Annotated in this window: 8 protein-coding genes; 3 read left to right on the forward strand and 5 right to left on the reverse strand. The window is 71.7% G+C overall.

Annotation, left to right across the window (positions count from 1 at the left end; translation table 11 throughout):
• A partial coding sequence (locus tag RM555_RS25185; RefSeq protein ID WP_311414061.1) for a RidA family protein occupies positions 1-188 on the forward strand: 188 nt, incomplete at its 5' end.
• Here the strand turns inward: RM555_RS25185 and RM555_RS31075 are convergent.
• Both RM555_RS31075 and RM555_RS25190 read right to left on the reverse strand, forming a co-directional pair.
• Positions 129-554, reverse strand: coding sequence for a hypothetical protein (locus tag RM555_RS31075; RefSeq protein WP_396888840.1), 426 nt, complete (start codon positions 552-554; stop codon positions 129-131). The two genes, RM555_RS25185 and RM555_RS31075, sit on opposite strands and share 60 nt — an antisense overlap.
• Positions 446-1,795 (reverse strand): alpha-amylase family glycosyl hydrolase, encoded by a 1,350-nt coding sequence (locus tag RM555_RS25190; protein ID WP_311414062.1) that lies wholly within the window; start codon positions 1,793-1,795, stop codon positions 446-448. The genes RM555_RS31075 and RM555_RS25190 overlap by 109 nt, the downstream gene beginning before the upstream one ends.
• Positions 1,796-2,156: 361 nt before the next feature.
• On the opposite strand from RM555_RS25190, the gene RM555_RS25195 reads away from it, so the two are divergent.
• On the forward strand, positions 2,157-7,415 hold the full coding sequence (locus RM555_RS25195; RefSeq protein ID WP_311414063.1) for a RecQ family ATP-dependent DNA helicase: 5,259 nt from the start codon (positions 2,157-2,159) through the stop codon (positions 7,413-7,415).
• Entirely contained in the window at positions 7,408-14,007 is a 6,600-nt protein-coding gene (locus RM555_RS25200) for an SNF2-related protein (protein WP_311414064.1), read from the forward strand. The genes RM555_RS25195 and RM555_RS25200 overlap by 8 nt, the downstream gene beginning before the upstream one ends.
• A gap of 9 nt (positions 14,008-14,016) precedes the next feature.
• Here the strand turns inward: RM555_RS25200 and RM555_RS25205 are convergent, their stop codons facing one another.
• The 3 genes from RM555_RS25205 to RM555_RS25215 all read right to left on the reverse strand — a co-directional run bounded on the left by RM555_RS25205 (position 14,017) and on the right by RM555_RS25215 (position 15,713).
• Complete coding sequence (locus tag RM555_RS25205) at positions 14,017-14,307, reverse strand: hypothetical protein (RefSeq protein WP_311414065.1); 291 nt, start codon at positions 14,305-14,307, stop codon at positions 14,017-14,019.
• Positions 14,308-14,324: 17 nt separating this feature from the next.
• A complete protein-coding gene (locus RM555_RS25210; protein ID WP_311414066.1) occupies positions 14,325-14,612 on the reverse strand; it encodes a DUF4190 domain-containing protein in 288 nt (95 codons plus the stop codon).
• Between the two features lie 186 nt (positions 14,613-14,798).
• Entirely contained in the window at positions 14,799-15,713 is a 915-nt protein-coding gene (locus RM555_RS25215) for a hypothetical protein (protein WP_311414067.1), read from the reverse strand.
• Between the last annotated feature and the right edge of the window lie 235 nt (positions 15,714-15,948).

The raw sequence follows: 15,948 nt of genomic DNA on the forward strand, positions 1-15,948 counted from the left end.
ACCTGAGCGACCTCGTGCAGGTCACCACCTACCTCGTCAACATGAACGACTTCGGCGGCTACAACCAGGTCTGGGCCGAGTACTTCGACGCCACCGGACCCACCCGCACCACCGTCGCCGTGCACCAGCTACCCCACCCGCACCTGCTCATCGAGATTCAGGCCGTGGCCGCACTCCCCCTGACCTGACGCCGTTCGGCGTGAGTTGCGAGGGTTGACGCGTAGGCGCGCCCGTCGCTCCCAGTTCGACGGCGGCGCACCGCCTTTTGGGTCAGCGGGCGATGAGCAGCAGCAGGCTGCGACCGCGCAGCAGGTAGTTGCGCCCTGACCGCCGAGCAGCGTCTCCGACCCGGGTACGGCGGCCTGGTTGGCGCCCTCCGCCCAGGTGGCGGTGTCGGTGACCCGGTACCAGCTCTTCCCGGCTCCCGGGGACGGCAGAATGAAGTTCACGTCCCTGGACCAGCCGTTGTAGCCGACGTAGATCGCCGGGGCCGGGTTGCCGAACTCGGTGCCGTCGATTCGCCAACCAGCGCGTGGTTGTTGGCGTTGCCCCAGTACGCGCCGTCCGGGCTGGTGCCGGCCGGGGTGAACCAGGCCAGCTGGGCCAGCCCGTTGCCGTTGGTGTCGGCGGCGGAGTAGAAGTTCGCCGGCCGTAGCGCCGGGTGCGCGTGACGGAAGGCGGCCAGCCGGGAGGCGAAGGTGCGGAAGGTGCTCTGCTCGGCAGTCGGACTCCAGCCCAGCCAGTTCGCCGACGAGTCCAGGTTGTACGGGTTGTTGTTGCAGCGGATGCCGCGCAGCACCTCGTCGCCGCCGGTGACCATCGGGGTGCCGGCCGACAGTATCAGGAAGGCGTGCCCGTTGCGGGCGGCCCGGCGCTGGTCGGCGGCGATCCCGCCGTGGTCCCAGGAGATGTTGTCGTCGCTGTCGCTGTCGCTGTCGCCGTCCGACGGCCCGTACGGCCACGCCTGGTTGTTGTTCTTGCTGTTGCAGGCGTACAGGTCGGCCAGGGTGAACCCGTCGTGGGCGACCATGAAGTTCACCGAGTTCCACGGTCGTCGGCCGTCGTCGCCGAAGAGGTTGGAGGAGCCGGCGAACCGGTCAGCGAGTTGGCCCGGGGTGACCGGGCTGACGCCGAGCTTGTTCTGGTCGCGGCGCAGCGTGTCCCGGTACTGCCCGCTCCACTCCGACCAACCGGCGGGGAAGTTGCCCACCTGATAGGTCCCGGCGCCGAGGGCCCACGGCTCGGCGATCCAGTCGACGCCGGTGCCCCCGCCGCCCGGTCGGGGCGGCATCTCCCGGGTGATCCGGTTGAGTGCGGTGTTCGGGTCGGTGCGGCTGTAGGAGAAGCAGCCGTGCTGGCAGGTGTTGCCGAGCACCGAGGCGAGGTCGTGCCGGAAGCCATCGACCCCGAGCGTGTTCTTCCAGTACGCCAGCGAGTCGACGATCAGGTCCTGGGCGACCGAATTGTAGGTGTTGTAGTTGCCGCCGACGCCGGTGTTGTCCCAGGAGGACTGCGGGGCGGCGGTGAGCGAGTAGTGGGTGGGGTTGTCCAGCCCACGCCAGGAGACGATGTCGTAGACGTTCGACCCGCCGGAGCTGTAGACACCGCCCTCGCCGGTGTGGCTATAGACCACGTCGAGGAGCACCTTGATCCCGGCGTCGTGGAACGCCTTCACCATCTGCTGGAACTCCCGGGTCGGCCCGCCCGGCGAGCGGTCGTAGGCGTACCGGCGGTCCGGGGCGAAGTAGTTGAGGGTCATGTAGCCCCAGTAGTTGTCGCCCGCGGTGTCGGGCATCCGACACGAGGTGCGACGGCCCGGCCGCCGTACGCTATTTCTTCTTGCGCGGCAGTGCTTGCCGAATGAGCAGGGGTCGCGTGCCCGGGCCCGGGAGGTTTGAGGACCGACTCGGTGAAATTGAACGCAGCTTCGCTGGGCACGGTACGTCCATCCGGGCGATCCCGACCGGATGTGTATCTGGCAAGGTTGGGTCGCTCGCTGACTCGCCGGACGGCCCGCAAGGCGCAGTCCTCCTGCGTGGTCGACGAGCGCTGGCCCGGACAACGGGCGGGTCGATGTACGGCAGGGGCCTGCCTCGCGGGTCCACTGCGGCTTGGCCCCGCCGCAGCGACAGGGGCAGCTACGGGGAGTGAGCGCTATGGATTCTCGGGCTTTGCCCCCGAACGTTGCTGCAGCCTGCGATGTGATCGCCCAACGGGGGCCCCTCACACCGGACGAGATCGTCAACGTCCTACGGGAAAGCGGCATCGTGTTGACCGCCGTCCGGGTGGCGAAACTGCCGGAACGCTTCCCTCTGGCGTTCGTCATGGACGCCCACAACCGTCTCAGTTTCCCGCCGCGCCCTGCGTCGTCTGCTGATCGCGAGCGGTCAACCCCGACCTCAGTTGACCACGCGGACGCCGGCCTGGCGTGGCACACGGCAAAACCGCCCGTGGCAGTTCCGCTGGACGATCTCGTCGTCGTGATGCCGGGGCTTTCCAGGTGCGGTGACGAGGTGGATCTGGCCGTCATACGGATGCGTGACCATGAAGCCCGCGTCTTCGCTGCGGGACCGGACCGGCCGGGAATGATTCGCGAGTTCGTCGCCGGCGCCGCTGGCTTGGTGGGCTTTGGCCTGACCAGCCATCTGTGGGCTCGGATGCCGGACGACATCCTCCGGTGCCTGCCTGAGGCTCGATCAGATCTGCGGATCCTGACGTTGCTGCACGAGCCCACCCGGCCGAGCGGACGACTGAGCGAGGTGTGCGCGCTCCTCGGTGTCGCGTACCCAGAGCAGGATGTGCTGGGGGCAGCGCGGGCGGTGGCCGACTGTCTGCGGATCCTCGTCGGCAAGGTCGACAGCGCAGACGGGTCCTGGCAACTGGCTCGGGCGTGCCTCGTTGCTGGCGGCTCGCCTCTGGCCAGCCTGTTGCCCGAGGCACCGTTGCCGCAGGGCGTGCGGGATGTGCTGCTCTGTGCCCCGGATCCACTGCTCGAGCCGGCGGCCGGACCTGAATACCGTACGGCGGCCGATGCCGTCCGCCAGGTGTTCGGCCAGTTGGGCGAGCGTGGTTACGCGGCGCGGCCGGCGCAGCGGGAGATGGCCGGAGCGGTCGCCGAGGTTCTCGACGCGGGTGGTTTGCTCGCGATCGAGGCGCCGACGGGCACGGGCAAGTCGCTGGCCTACCTCACGCCGGCCGGGGGACGGGCCGGCCGAGAACAGCCCGTGGTGGTGGCCACCGCGACGAAGGTCCTACAGCAACAACTGCGACGGGACGTGACCCGCCTGCGTGGCGAGGGCCTCCTCCACGCGCCGTTCCGTCAACTGTTCGGGGTTGCGAACTATCTCTGCTCCCGAGAGATCGCCGCGGCGCTGGAGTCCTCCGACGAGAGCGCCGGCGCCGACCACTGGCTGGCGTTGGCCGTCGCTGTCCGGGCCCTCGCCGTCGGGGAGGCCGGAGTGTGGGACGACGTCGCGGACACGGACATCACCCGCGTGAGCCTGGACTACCGCGGACTGCGGGACACTCTGCGCACCGATGCCCCCTCCTGCGAACGGCATGATTGTGCCTGGGTGACTCGATGCCCACTGTTCACCCGCCTGGTCGGGCTGCGGGAACGGCCCGGCCTCCTAGCGGTCAACCACGCCTTGATCGCGAGTTGGGCGAAGCTCGCCCAACAGGGGCACCCGAGCCCGGGCGACGTGCTCGCCGAGGGCCGTGGTGACCTGGTGTTCGACGAGGCGCACGAGCTGGAGGACTCGCTGACGGCCGCTTGGACGGAGGCGGTCGGTCGTCGCGAGATCGTCGCCCTGGCGACCCGGATCGACGGCAAGAGCGGACTGGACCGGCACCTGCGACGGCTCGCGGCGCACGGGTTGGACCTGCGCCGCGAGCGCAGGCTGCCGGCCATGGCGCGGCAGTTGCGCAAGGACGGCGACCGGCTCACGGACGTCGTGCAGCGATACCTGCACGAGTATGGCGGAGCGACGCGATCCGCCGTCTTCCGGACGGGGGTCGTGCAGACCCGGCCGGAATACCGGCAGTTGGTCGACGAGGTGCGGCAGATGAGCCGTGGCCTGCGCGAGCTGACCGACGAGCTGACCGGGCTCGAGACGCGGGCCCGGGCCCGGCTGCCCGAGGCGAGCCAACGCGCACGCATGCCCCTGAAGGCGGTGCTGACCCGCGTCGTTGGGCTGCTTCGCGCCGTCCGGGAGGTTGGTGAAGTGCTCGGGCGGCTTCGTGACCTTCCCGACGAGCACCTCTGGGTCTACCGGCTCTCCGGCCTGCTCGACCCGAAGGCCGGAATCCGGACGGATCATCTGCCCGAGACCGGAGCTGCGATCGACGGCGCGGTCGAAGAGCCGCGGCAGGTCGACTGGTCCTTCGAGTGCATTCCGGTCGACGTCGGTCCGGCGTTCGCTGACGGCATCGTCCGTCCGGCACGGAGCGTGACTCTCGCCAGCGCGACCCTGACCACCGGCGGCACCTTCGACTACCTGGCCGACCGGCTGGGGATCCGGGTGGAGCGGGGTAGCGCGGAGCCGGGCGTCTTCGACGGGAGGCAGTTGTGCAGCCCGTACGACTATGCGGCCCAGTCCGCGGTCGTGCTCACCAACCACCTGCCTGTGCCGGTGCCCGGTCAGGAACGGGAGTTCGTCGAGGAGTTCGCCCGTGACCAGGTTGGTCTGCTGTCCCTGACCGGCGGCCGCGCGATGACGTTGTTTGCGGCGCGCCGGCGGATGGAGGCGGTGGCCGACCTGGTTCGGCAACAGTCGGAACCGCTCGCCGAGCGGGGTGTGCACCTGCTCGTTCAGGGCGAGGCCGGCCGGGCGGAGATCTCCGAGCGGTTCCGGGCGGAGCCGGGGAGCGTCGTGTACGGGCTGCGGTCTTACTGGCAGGGCTTTGACGCCCCCGGCGAGACGCTCAGCTACCTCGTGATCGAAAAGCCGCCGTATCCCCATCCCGACGATGCTGTGGTCAGCGCCCGGGCCCGCGCGGCGGCCGACCGGGGCGGTGATCCGTTCCTGGACTACCTGGTGCCGAAGACCGCTGTGCTGCTGGCGCAGGGCTTCGGCCGGCTGATCCGCAGTGAAACCGACCGGGGCGTCGCCTTGGTCTATGACCGGCGGATGCAGTCGCCTGGTACGGCGAACCGGCTGCTGCTGTCCACGCTGCCCGGTCCCGCGATCCACCATGCCGCCGACCGCGACGACGCGTGGCGGTTCGCCCTGGAGTTCGTCACGGGCGAGACGCCCGACCTCACCGATGCCCTGTCCCTGGCCCGCAGCGACGTGGACACCGCCCTGCTGCGACTGCGTCTGCAGCCCGGCGAGGACCCCGAGCCGAAATTGCGCGAGGCCGCAAGGCTGCTCTTCGGCGTGGAGGAGCTGCGGGATGCCCAGGTGGAGTTGATGCGCGCACACCTGGCCGGCGTGGACACCGTAGGGGTGCTGCCGACCGGCACCGGCAAGTCCCTCTGCTTCCAGTTGCCGGCGCTGTTGCGCCCCGAGGAGCGGGCGACGGTGGTGGTCAGCCCGCTCGTCGCCCTGATCAAGGACCAGGTGGACGACCTGCGGGGTCGCCGCGGCCTGCGCGGCGTCCAGGGCATCACCGGCAACACCCCCGCCGCTGTCCGCAACGAGATCCTGCGGGACCTGGCGGCCGGGAAGGTGCGCCTGCTGTACGTCTCACCGGAGAGACTGGTCCGGGATCCGGTGCTGCGGGTGGCACTGGAGCGCCAGGACCTGGGCGGTCTGGTGGTCGATGAGGCGCACTGCGTCAGCGCCTGGGGGCACGACTTCCGGCCGGAGTTCCGACAGGTGTCCCGCGCGGTCGCGCACCTGTCCCGGGCCCCGCGGATGGCCCTGACAGCCACGGCCACGACACCGGTGCTGCAGGACGTCGTTCGCGCGCTGGAGTTGTCCGACCCCGTGGCCGTCAGTCGACCGGCCGACCGCCCGAACCTGCGCTTCCAGGTCACCCGGGTCGGTGGCGAGCGGGAACGCGCCCGGGAGTTGCTGCGGATCACCATGGCGATGGGCTCGTCGCCGGGCATCGTCTACGCCTCCCGCCGGGCGGTGACGGAGGAGGTGGCCGCGCTGCTGCGTCGCGCCGGTGTGCGGGCCCGGCACTATCACGCGGGGATGGTGCCGGAGCAGCGTGAGGCCGTCCAGGACGACTTTCTCGCCGGTACCACCCAGGTCATCGTCGCCACGAAGGCGTTCGGCATGGGCGTCAACAAGCCCGACGTCGGCTGGGTCGTGCACTACGACATGCCCGAGTCGCTGGACGCGTACGTGCAGGAGGCGGGCCGGGCGGCGCGTTCGGCCGACCTGCGCGGCCAGTGCGTCTTGCTGTACAGCGGTGGGGACGTCGCCCGTCGTCGTGCCCAGGTCGCCGACACTTCGGACGCCCACCGGCTCGGCCAGGCCCACCGGGTGCTGGAGCTGCTGCTGACCCAGCGCCGCCGCGGTGGCGACGTCGTGTTCGACCAGGAGGAGTTGGCCGAGGCGGTCGCGGTCGAGCCGGACGAGTTGAACGTGCTGCTGGGCTGGCTGGAACGCGCCGGCGCGGTGGAACAGCTCCCGGATTGCTCGGCCCGGGGCACGGTGCATGTCGGCAACCGCGAACCGGAGGACCTTCAGCAGCGGCGCCGGTTCCGCGAGCTGTCCGTGCTGCTGAAACTACGGCCGCTGGTGGGCAGCCGGATCGACTTCGACCGCCTCGAGGAAGAACACGGTGTCGACCCCGACGAGCTGGAACGTGACCTCGTCGCGTGGTCGCTCGACCGGCTGGTCACCTTCTCGTCGTCGCGGCGGTACCGCAGGCTGCGGCTGCTCAGCGTCCGGGTGGAGAGCGACGCGTTGCAGCGGGAGATCCGCCGCTGGAACGTCTGGCAGCGCCGGCAGCTCGACGCGATGATCTCGTACCTCGACGGCGTCCGCTGCCGTCGCGCGGCCGTGGTCGACTACTTCGGCTTTCCGCCGTACTCGTGCGGTGTCGAGCACGAGGCGTGTGACAACTGCGGGGGCACATCCCCGTGGCACGACCTGCCCTCGTCCGCGGTGCCTGACCCCGAGCAGTTGGTAAACGTCGAGCTGACGGTCCTGCAGGCCGTCGCGTGGGCGTCGACCCTGCGTACCGGTCGCTACGGCGTCGCCGGGCTGAAGGCCGCGGTCCTGGGCGTAGAGGTGCTGGCCGGCGGCCACCCCATCGGGGCCGGGTTGCGGCGGTGTCCCCAGTTCGGTGCCCTGCGCCACGTGCGCGGCGCTGACCGCCGGTGGGACGAGGCGACCGGCCGGCTGGTCGGGGACGGACTGCTCATCCGTGATCAGATCGAGCGCGACAGCAGGAGCTACACGAGTCTGGCCATCACCGATGCCGGGCAGGAACGGTTGGGAGGCCGGCGTGGGTGAGGTGGCGAGTGTCGAGCGGGTCCTCACCGAGGAACTGCTGGAGACCGGTGAGGTCCCGCTCGGCCCCGCCGAGAGCGTCCGACTGGGGCTGCCCAAGCACTCGGCCGACCTGGCCCTGGTGGTGGACGAGGAGTCCCTGTCCGTGGCCTGGATCGCGGGCCGCCGCCGACTGGTGAGCGAGACGCTGGCCGAGTACCTGCAGGACACGGGGCGTGTCGGCGGGCTGCTGCGTCTGGAGCGCCGGGGCGGGGAGAGCCTTCGGCTGCTCGTCCTGGCTCCCGGGACCCGGCTGTCCTCAGCGCCCCGCCTGCCCAGCTGGGCCGGGACACCAGTCGCGGGACCGGTCGCCACGGGCGCCGCTGCCGTCAGCGGCGGCGCCATTCGCCTGCAGCGGCGAGGCAGCACCGGAACCCGGTACCGGTTACGGGGCCGTGACGAGTACACCTGGCAAGGCGAGATCGGGTTCCTCAACAGCGCCCACAGCCACATGGCCGACGCGCTGCGTAAGCGGGGTTGGGATCCGGCCGACGCCGTACGGATGCGGCTGGACGGGGAGCGGCTGGCCACCCTGGACCAGTTCGACGAACTACTCGCGATCGACGCCGCGCACATTGAGCACATGCCGCACCAGGAGGCGGCGGCCCGCACCGTCCTGACCCGGATGGGCGGGCGCGGCATCCTCGCCGATGAGGTGGGCCTCGGCAAGACGGTCGAAGCCGGCCTGATCCTCAAGGAGTTGATTCTGCGGGGCCTCGCCCAGCGGGTGCTGATCATCTGCCCGGCGCCGTTGCGGGACCAGTGGCGCGAGGAGCTGCGGGACAAGTTCGACGAGGACTTCACGGTCGTCGCCAGCGGCCAGGACGCCCAAGCCTTCGCGCAGGACCGGCTCATCATGACCCTGCAGCTCGTGCTACGCAACGCCGACCGTCTCGGCGCGCGCTTCGATCTGGTGATCGTGGACGAGGCCCATCGCCTCTCCGGCGCCGGCGCCCGCAAAACCCGGGCCATCATCGGAGACATCGTCGCCGGGGCGCCCCGGGCCCTGTTCCTGTCCGCCACTCCGGTGCAGAACAACCTTCTTGAGCTCTACCGACTCGTCGAGCTGCTCCGACCCGGCACCTTCGACTCCGAACGCGACTTCGCCCGCCGGTTCGTCGACGGCCACGACCCCCGCAAGCCGGTCAACGCCCCTGAACTGCGCAAGCTGATCAGCAGCGTCGTCGTCCGCACCACCCGGCAGCAGGCCGGCGTCGACCGGGTACACCGGATGCCACCCCAGGACCACGGGGTGCGGCTGACCACCCCCGAACGTCAGCTCTACGACCTGCTACTGCACACTCTCCGCCACCGGATGACCGGTCCGGCCGACACCATGCGCCGCCGACAGCTCGCGCTGCGGCTCACCGCCTCACCCCAGGCCGTCTCCCGTAGCGCCCTGCGGATGGCCGAACGCGAATCCGACCCGGCGTTGAAGCGGACCCTGTCCGAGATCGGCCACCTCGCCGGCGACATCCGCCACACGTCCCGGGAGCAGGCCGCCCTGAAGGTCGTCCGCCGCTGGCTGGACGAACACGGCCGTGTGCTGGTCTTCACCCAGCACACCGACACGCTCGGCGGCATCCTCCGCCTGCTTGACGCCGAGGGCATCGTCGCGGCGCCGTTCCACGGCAGCATGAGCCACGCGGCTCGAAGCGCCTCGGTCGCCGACTTCAAGTCCGGACGCGCCCAGGTCCTCGTTTCCACCGATGCCGGGGCCGAGGGTCAGAACCTGCAGGTCAGCAACTGCGTTCTCAACTACGACCTGCCGTGGAACCCGATGCGGGTCGAGCAGCGGATCGGCCGCGTCCACCGGCTGACCCAGACCCGCAACGTGTACATCGCCAACCTCTTTGCCCGGGACACCCTCGACGAGTCCGTCTATCGGCTGCTGCACGACAAGCTGGCGATGTTCGAGCTGCTGTTCGGGCAGGTCGTGACTGTTCTCGGCGAGCTTGAGGGCACCCAGGACTCCAGCATGGAGCAGCGGGTGCTGGAGGCGTTGTACGCCAAGAGCGACTACACCATGCAACGGCGGCTCGACGAGCTCGGCACCCAGCTCGAACAGGCCCGCGGCCGGGCCATGACGATGATGACGGCCGACGCCGGGCTCAGCGACTGGCTCGCCCAACGCAACGAGGAACGCCGCAGGCGGGCGGCGCAGCCCGAGGCTCGCGAGCTGCTGCCGCAACCGGCCGCCCAGCCGCGCCGCCGGCAGAAGGATCTCGAACGCTTCGTGCGGTCGTTCCTGGAGGCAGCCGGTGCCACGCTGACGCACCCGTCGGAGGGGTTCACTGTCGCCTCGCTGCCGCCGGACCTCGCCGCCGCCTTCGGCGGCCGGGACGAGCTCTTCCTGGCCTTCAGCAACGCCGCCCTGGACCACCATCCCGAGGCCCAGCTCTGCGTCGTCGGGTCGGAGCTGTTCGACGAGCTGCTGGAGGTGCTCCGCGACCGGGGCGACCTGTCCGGGACCGTCGCGGTGCTGCCGAACCTGCACCAGCGCCCCGTGTTCCGGCACGCCGCCGACGTGCAGCTCGTCAAGCGGCGGGTGGAACCTGACGACGGCTGGTCGGCCCGCGCCACGTACCGGGTGCAGGAGGGCGCCACCAGTGGCAATCAGCAGCTCGTCACCGTCGAAGTCGGCACCCCGGTGCCCGCCGACGAGCGCCGAACGCCCCTTCTCGACGGGGCACCGATGCCGGCCACCCTTCCCGAGCGGGCGGTGCTGGACGGCGTGGACCGGCAGGCCGCCGTCCAGCTGCGACAGCACCTGCACGAGGCTCGGCAGGCCGAGGAGCGGCGCCGCCGGGAGGCACAGGAGGGACTGGTCGCAAACCTGGAGAAGCAGCTCGGCGCGGCCCGGAAGTCCTGGAACAAGCGCCGGGACATTCAGGCATACCTCGACATGGAGGAGTGGGAGCGGCAGCTGGAACGCGCCATCGAGGCGGCCCGGCGGCCCGCGCCGCCGGCGGCCGACACCGAACTGCGGGCGGAGCTGCTCACCCTGGAGATGCACGGCTCCGCGCGGCTCGTGGTGGTGGAAACCTGGCAGCACGCCAGCGGGGTGACCCGCGAGATCCGGTACCCCTGGACCGGCACCCTGTTCAACCAGACGCTCGTCTGCGAGGCGACCGGCACCAAGGTCGGGACCCTTGCGCTGTGCGGCGGCGCGCACGTCGTCGACCGCGGGGCCCTGCACGGCTGCCAGGTCTGCGTGACCGACTGGTGCGGCGCCTGCGGTCCCACGCGCTCCGTGCAGGCGTGCGCCGGCTGCGGTCGTGGTGCCTGCGCCACCTGCCGACCTGTTGGCATGCTCTGCACCGACTGCGCCCGGCCGCGCCGAGCGCCCGACCTCGACACCGACTGGGAGCACGGCTGGCGGCTGGGCGGTAGCGCGTACCTGCTGGTGGGGGAGCGGCACGCCGTCGCGGTGGACGAGCACGGCACCCGCCTCACCGTGGTGCCCGACCGGGACGTCCGCGACCCCGCTCGAGCCCGGCTGCGCGGTCTCGCCGCCCGCCTGCACCTGCCGGCCGGCGCGGGGCTGGTCGCCGCGACACCGCCCGTCGCGTCCGCAGAACTGACTGCCGGGAGCGCGTGGGCACACGTGCAGCCGTCGGTCTGGTGGACCTGGCAGGAACATGCTCGCACCGACGTCGACGCCAGCGTGGTCGACCTGCTGCCCGAGCTGGACGGCCCGGAGGTCACAGGCGAGGGCGCGGCCGGATTCACGACCCTCCTGGCCGACCTGCGGCGACGCGACCCGGCGCCCGTAGCGCCAGCGGTCGCGGCGGTGCCCTTCGCGGTCGTGCTGCGGGTCGACCTCGTGGACGGGCAGTTCCATTACCGGGAGTTGTGGCACGAGGGCGACCGCCAGCCGCTGCTCGCCGGCGAGGAAACCCAGCCGCTGAGCCCCAGCCAGCACGAGGTCAGCGCGTACTGCCGGCCGGTTGCCGGCGCTGCCGTCGGCCCGGTGAGCGTCGAGGTCGACGGGGTGCACCGGTCGTACGTGTGCCTGCTCACCGACGGCAGCCACAGCAGCACCCTGTTCGTCCCCGGTGTGCCCGGGGCCACCGTCGGGGCGGAGGAACAGCTGGCCCGACTGGTGTCCGGGGCAGGGTTGCCGCCCACCCGGGCCGTCGTACGCCACCCGTGGCAGGCCCCACCCGCCGACGAACTGCGCTACAGCACCCCCGCCGACGGCGTCACCGTCGTACGCCGCTCCGCCACGTCCCACGCCCTGCTCACCGAGGGGGAGGGGGAACCGGAAACTCGCTTGCTCTCCGCCGAGCCGCCCTCGACGGAGTTCGCAGGGGCGGTACCAGTCGACGACGATCGACTGCGGGAGGTCCTCGCCGGGCTGGCGGAGCCCTGCACCTCTGTGCCGATGGGTGAATACGTGACGGTGGACGAGCGCTGGCAGTCGCCGTATGGGGTCGTGACCCGCCGCTACCTGATCGCACCGGCCCCACCGATGGATTCCCGGCTGATGGCGAACCACGCGTTCCTGCGGCCCGGCGAGCCACTCACCGTGGCCCTGGCCGACGGCACCGTGGCCGAGCGCGACGTCTCGGTCGACAGCCGCGGCCACCTCTTCGCCGGCGAGCGGCGCGCCGACTGCCCCGTGTGCCACCGCGCCTACGGCCCCTGCTGCGGCATGGACGGCGTCGTCACCGGCTGCCGCTCGTGCAGCCGGCCGGCGTGCGGGGCGTGCCGATCCGAAGACCCCGCAGCGGTAGTGGAGACCCGGTGCGCCCGGTGCGGCGACACGTCCTGCGGCGACTGCGCCCGACACCTGCCCGTCCGCGCCTGCGAACTCTGCGACCGGGCCGTCTGCGTCTCCTGCCGGTCGGGCCCTTTCTGCCTGACCTGCTCGCAACTGACGCCCGCAACCGCCGAACAAGCCGCGCGACTGCCCGCAGAGCTGCACGTGGACGGGCTCACCGTCCTTATCGGCCAGGACGCGTCGGGCACCGTCGCGGTGCTGCGGGGCGTGCATCGCAGCGAGATCGCGGTCATCGGAGTCTCCGGGCTCGAGCGGTGGGAGACCGCGACCGCCGACGATCCCGAGCTGCTCCGGCTGCGGCTGGGCGCGGCCGCGCTCGCCGGCACCGGGGACGTGGACCTGCGCACCGCCGCCGGCCGGCCGGCGCCCGTGTCTCCGGACTGGCTGGTGCTCACCTACGACGCGGGCACCACCTTCCAGTGGTTGGTGCAGACCGACGGCCGGCGGCGTGCCGGCAACGCCTCCTCGCTGGCCGGGATGCCGTCCGACAACGGCGTGGACCCGGAGTTGCGCGCCGACCTCGCCGACGCGCTCGGCCAGGTGGTACGGGTGCCCGCGTCCGCCCCGCCCGCCCGGCGGAAGCTGATCCGCGGGACCACAGCCGCCGCCCCCTCGTCGCTGGCGCCGGGGGTGGCCATCGCCTGCCGCCAGCACACCGATACCACGGTCGCCGTCACCCCGCGCGGCCTGGTGCGCCGGCGGGCGCTCGGCATCCAGGTCCACGAGGAGACGGTCGAATGGCAGGTCCCGCTGACGGCGGCCTCCTGGGTGCGCGCCGGCTGGCATCCGGCGCCCGAGGTCGTCTGTGCCGCCGACCTCGACGGCTGGTCGGTGGTCGTCGCGGCCGTCGGACGCCACGCGCTGCTGGGCGTCCGTCACGACGCCGACGCCCCCACCTGGTACCAGCTGACCGAGGACGCGGAGCTCGACCTGGCGCGCGGCGCGCTCGGCGTCGAGTTGCTCGGCGCACACACGATGGTGACGCTCGCCGCGCACACATCGCCGCAGGACCTGCGCGGGCCGAAGCTCCTGGGCGCCACCCCGCTCACCCGCCGGGTCGCCCGCCAAATCACCCGGCTGCCGTTCGGCCAGCCGCGGCGGGCCGCGCTGTCTCCGGCCGCCGCCATCGCGGCCGTCATGCCGGACACCACGCCTGCCGCTCCTGCCCCTGCCGACGGGAAACTGCCGGCCGTGCTGCTCGCCGCGCTACGGCAGCGGGCGGCGAACCGTCGGGTCAGCGAGGCCGACCTGACCGTCGGGCTGAACGTCGAGGAGGAGTGGCGCCTCGTCACCGGCGAGACCCTGGCCATCGCCTACCAGGTCCCGGCCGGGGAAACCGCCGGCTACCTCCCCGACGCTGTGACCGGCGAGCGGTTGCACCAGGCTTACGTCTGTCGGCTGAAGCACCTGGTGCGGCGGGTCGCGGTGTGCAGCACCTGCATGACCGCCACCTGCCCCGCCTGCCCCGACCCCGTGAAGCCGTGCGCCCTGTGCTGGGGACGGCTCTGCGGCCGGTGCGTCGCGTCGCCCGACGGCCGGTGCCCCACCTGCCTGCAGATGCGCAAGGTCGGATTGTTCGACCGCGGCAGTTTCGGGGTTTCCCTGCGTGGCGCCGTATGGCACGGCGTCGGGCCCCATGGCCAGGTCACCGTACGACGGGACAAGGGACGCTGGTCGGTGGAGCGGTGGGACCAGGCGGGCCGGGGCGTCGCGCCCCTCAACGGTAACCGGCTTCTCGCAGCCCGGCGCATGCTCGGCGATCTCGAATGACGGCGCAGGTCACCGTGGTGGGCGCTCGTCGCGACCGGCCGCCCGCAGGTGGATCACCAGCGTGTCGACGGGGATGCCCAGCACGCTGGCCAGCAGCGTCAACGGATCGGGGTGCCCCTTGCTGGTGAGGTCCTCGTAGATGGCGAGCAGTCCGCGCAGGCGGGCGTCGGCGTCCTCGGGCCGGGGGGACAGTTGGGCGAGCCGGTGTTCGACGTACCGGCGCGCCATGATCTGAAACGCGTTCACGCCGAGCACGACGTCGTCGTCCGGCTCCGGGTGGCGGTTCTGGTCGGTCGGCATGGCGGTCCGTCCTTCGCTCAGGAGGTGGGGGTGGTGGAGGGGGTGGCCGCGCCGATCAGCCCGCCGAAGAAGACCATGATCGTGAGTAGGATCATCGGGACGACGAAGACGTAGCCGAGGACCAGGCCCGCGACGGCCATGCCTCGCCCCGACTTCGTGTTGTCGCGGGTCTCGTGCAGGCCGACGTGGCCGAGAATGACGGCGAGCAGGCACGGCAGCCCGAACAGGCACCACCCGCCGAGGACGCCGAGAATCCCGAGCACCATCGACGCCACGGCGACGCCGGAGGCCGGCGGAACCTGCACGACAACATGGGTCGCCGGGTAGCCGTACGGCGGGCTTGGTGGCGGGGGAAGGGCCGGCACCGGTGGCGAAGGCCGGTATGGACCGTAGCCGGACTGGTGGGTCACGGTGACTCCTGTCTGGGGCGGACGGATGTGCAGCGCGGGTGGCCCTGGAGTTGGACTTGCTTCGCTGGGTCAACCAGGGGCTCAGCGGGCGGGGCGCCACTCGCCGCACCTCTCGGAGCTGAACGCGTAGTCCGAGGAGCGGATGGTGACCTGCACCCGCCGGGCACTGTTGGTGAAGTAGTTGTCGATGATCCGGCCGGAGGCGTTCTGCCGCTCCCAGTAGCAGCCATCGACGTCGGTGGCGACGTAGGTGCCCGGCTTGATCTCCTTGCCGACCCGGAAGGTGCCCGGCCCGAACAGCCGCCCCTGCGCCTCGAGCTTGACGTCGCCCTGACCGCGCCTGACCGCCTCGCGCCACTTCTTCGCGTACGGGTGCTTCGGGCAGAGCGTCAGCGCACCGTTGATCTCGCCGATCTGCGCAGGGCTGGCGGCGAACCCCGGCTCGGCGTAGACATCGTCCGGGTCGACGCTGGCGCAGATCTCGTACAGCATCGAGATGTCCTGGTCGTCGTAGCCGGACGTCTTGTAGGCGGCCTGCTCGGTGGCGGTGACGATGGCGACCGTCCCCTCCACCTCGCACGAGCTCGGCTTCGCCAGCCAGACCTGACTGAAGTCGGGGCGGCCGCCCACGCCGGGGGCGATCGTGAGCACGGAATCCCAGTCCTGGCCGGTGTCGCACGAGACGGTGATCGGCCCCTGCTGGGGGACGTTCTTCGGGTCGTCCGGGTACGGGTCGAGGCCGTCGGGCATCCCGTCGCCGTCCCGGTCCGGCTGCAGCGTCGGGCTGGGCGTCGGGGACGCGCTCGCGGTGGCGGACGGACTGGCCGAGGGCGTTGACGCGCTACCCGTGGCCTTCCGGTCCTCGCCGCAGCCGGTCAGGACGACGGCCGCCAGCGCGGCGGTGGCCAGCGGGACGCAGACCCGGCGGGACCCGGCCCGACGAAGGAGCGAGGAAGCCGGCGACTGAACGGTGGCGGCGTGGCGGGGGAGGAGCATGACCGTCTCCAGGCGTGAGAGTGGGGGGATCAGGGCGCGACCGTGGTGTGCCAGTCGGCAGGAACGCGTCGACCAGGGCGTGCGCCCGCAGGCGTACGTCGAAGGGCTCGCCGACCCGGCGGCGGGCCATGTGGGACAGGCCGTCGGCGGCCTCGTTGAGCGCGTGGCCGCTGTGTCCCTTCACGTGGGCGAAGGACAGGTCCGGGCGCCGGCCGACCAGCTCGGTGCACGGACT

Origin of the sequence: Micromonospora reichwaldensis, assembly GCF_031845925.1 — a bacterium.
In the GTDB taxonomy this organism is placed as follows: Bacteria; Actinomycetota; Actinomycetes; order Mycobacteriales; family Micromonosporaceae; genus Micromonospora; species Micromonospora reichwaldensis.

Excerpts from the sequence above, each read along its gene's own strand:
- RM555_RS25215 (WP_311414067.1), bottom strand. The coding sequence starts at position 15,713 with ATGCTCCTCCCCCGCCACGCCGCCACCGTTCAGTCGCCGGCTTCCTCG.
- RM555_RS25205 (WP_311414065.1), bottom strand. The coding sequence starts at position 14,307 with ATGCCGACCGACCAGAACCGCCACCCGGAGCCGGACGACGACGTCGTG.
- RM555_RS25195 (WP_311414063.1), top strand. The coding sequence starts at position 2,157 with ATGGATTCTCGGGCTTTGCCCCCGAACGTTGCTGCAGCCTGCGATGTG.
- RM555_RS25190 (WP_311414062.1), bottom strand. The coding sequence starts at position 1,795 with ATGCCCGACACCGCGGGCGACAACTACTGGGGCTACATGACCCTCAAC.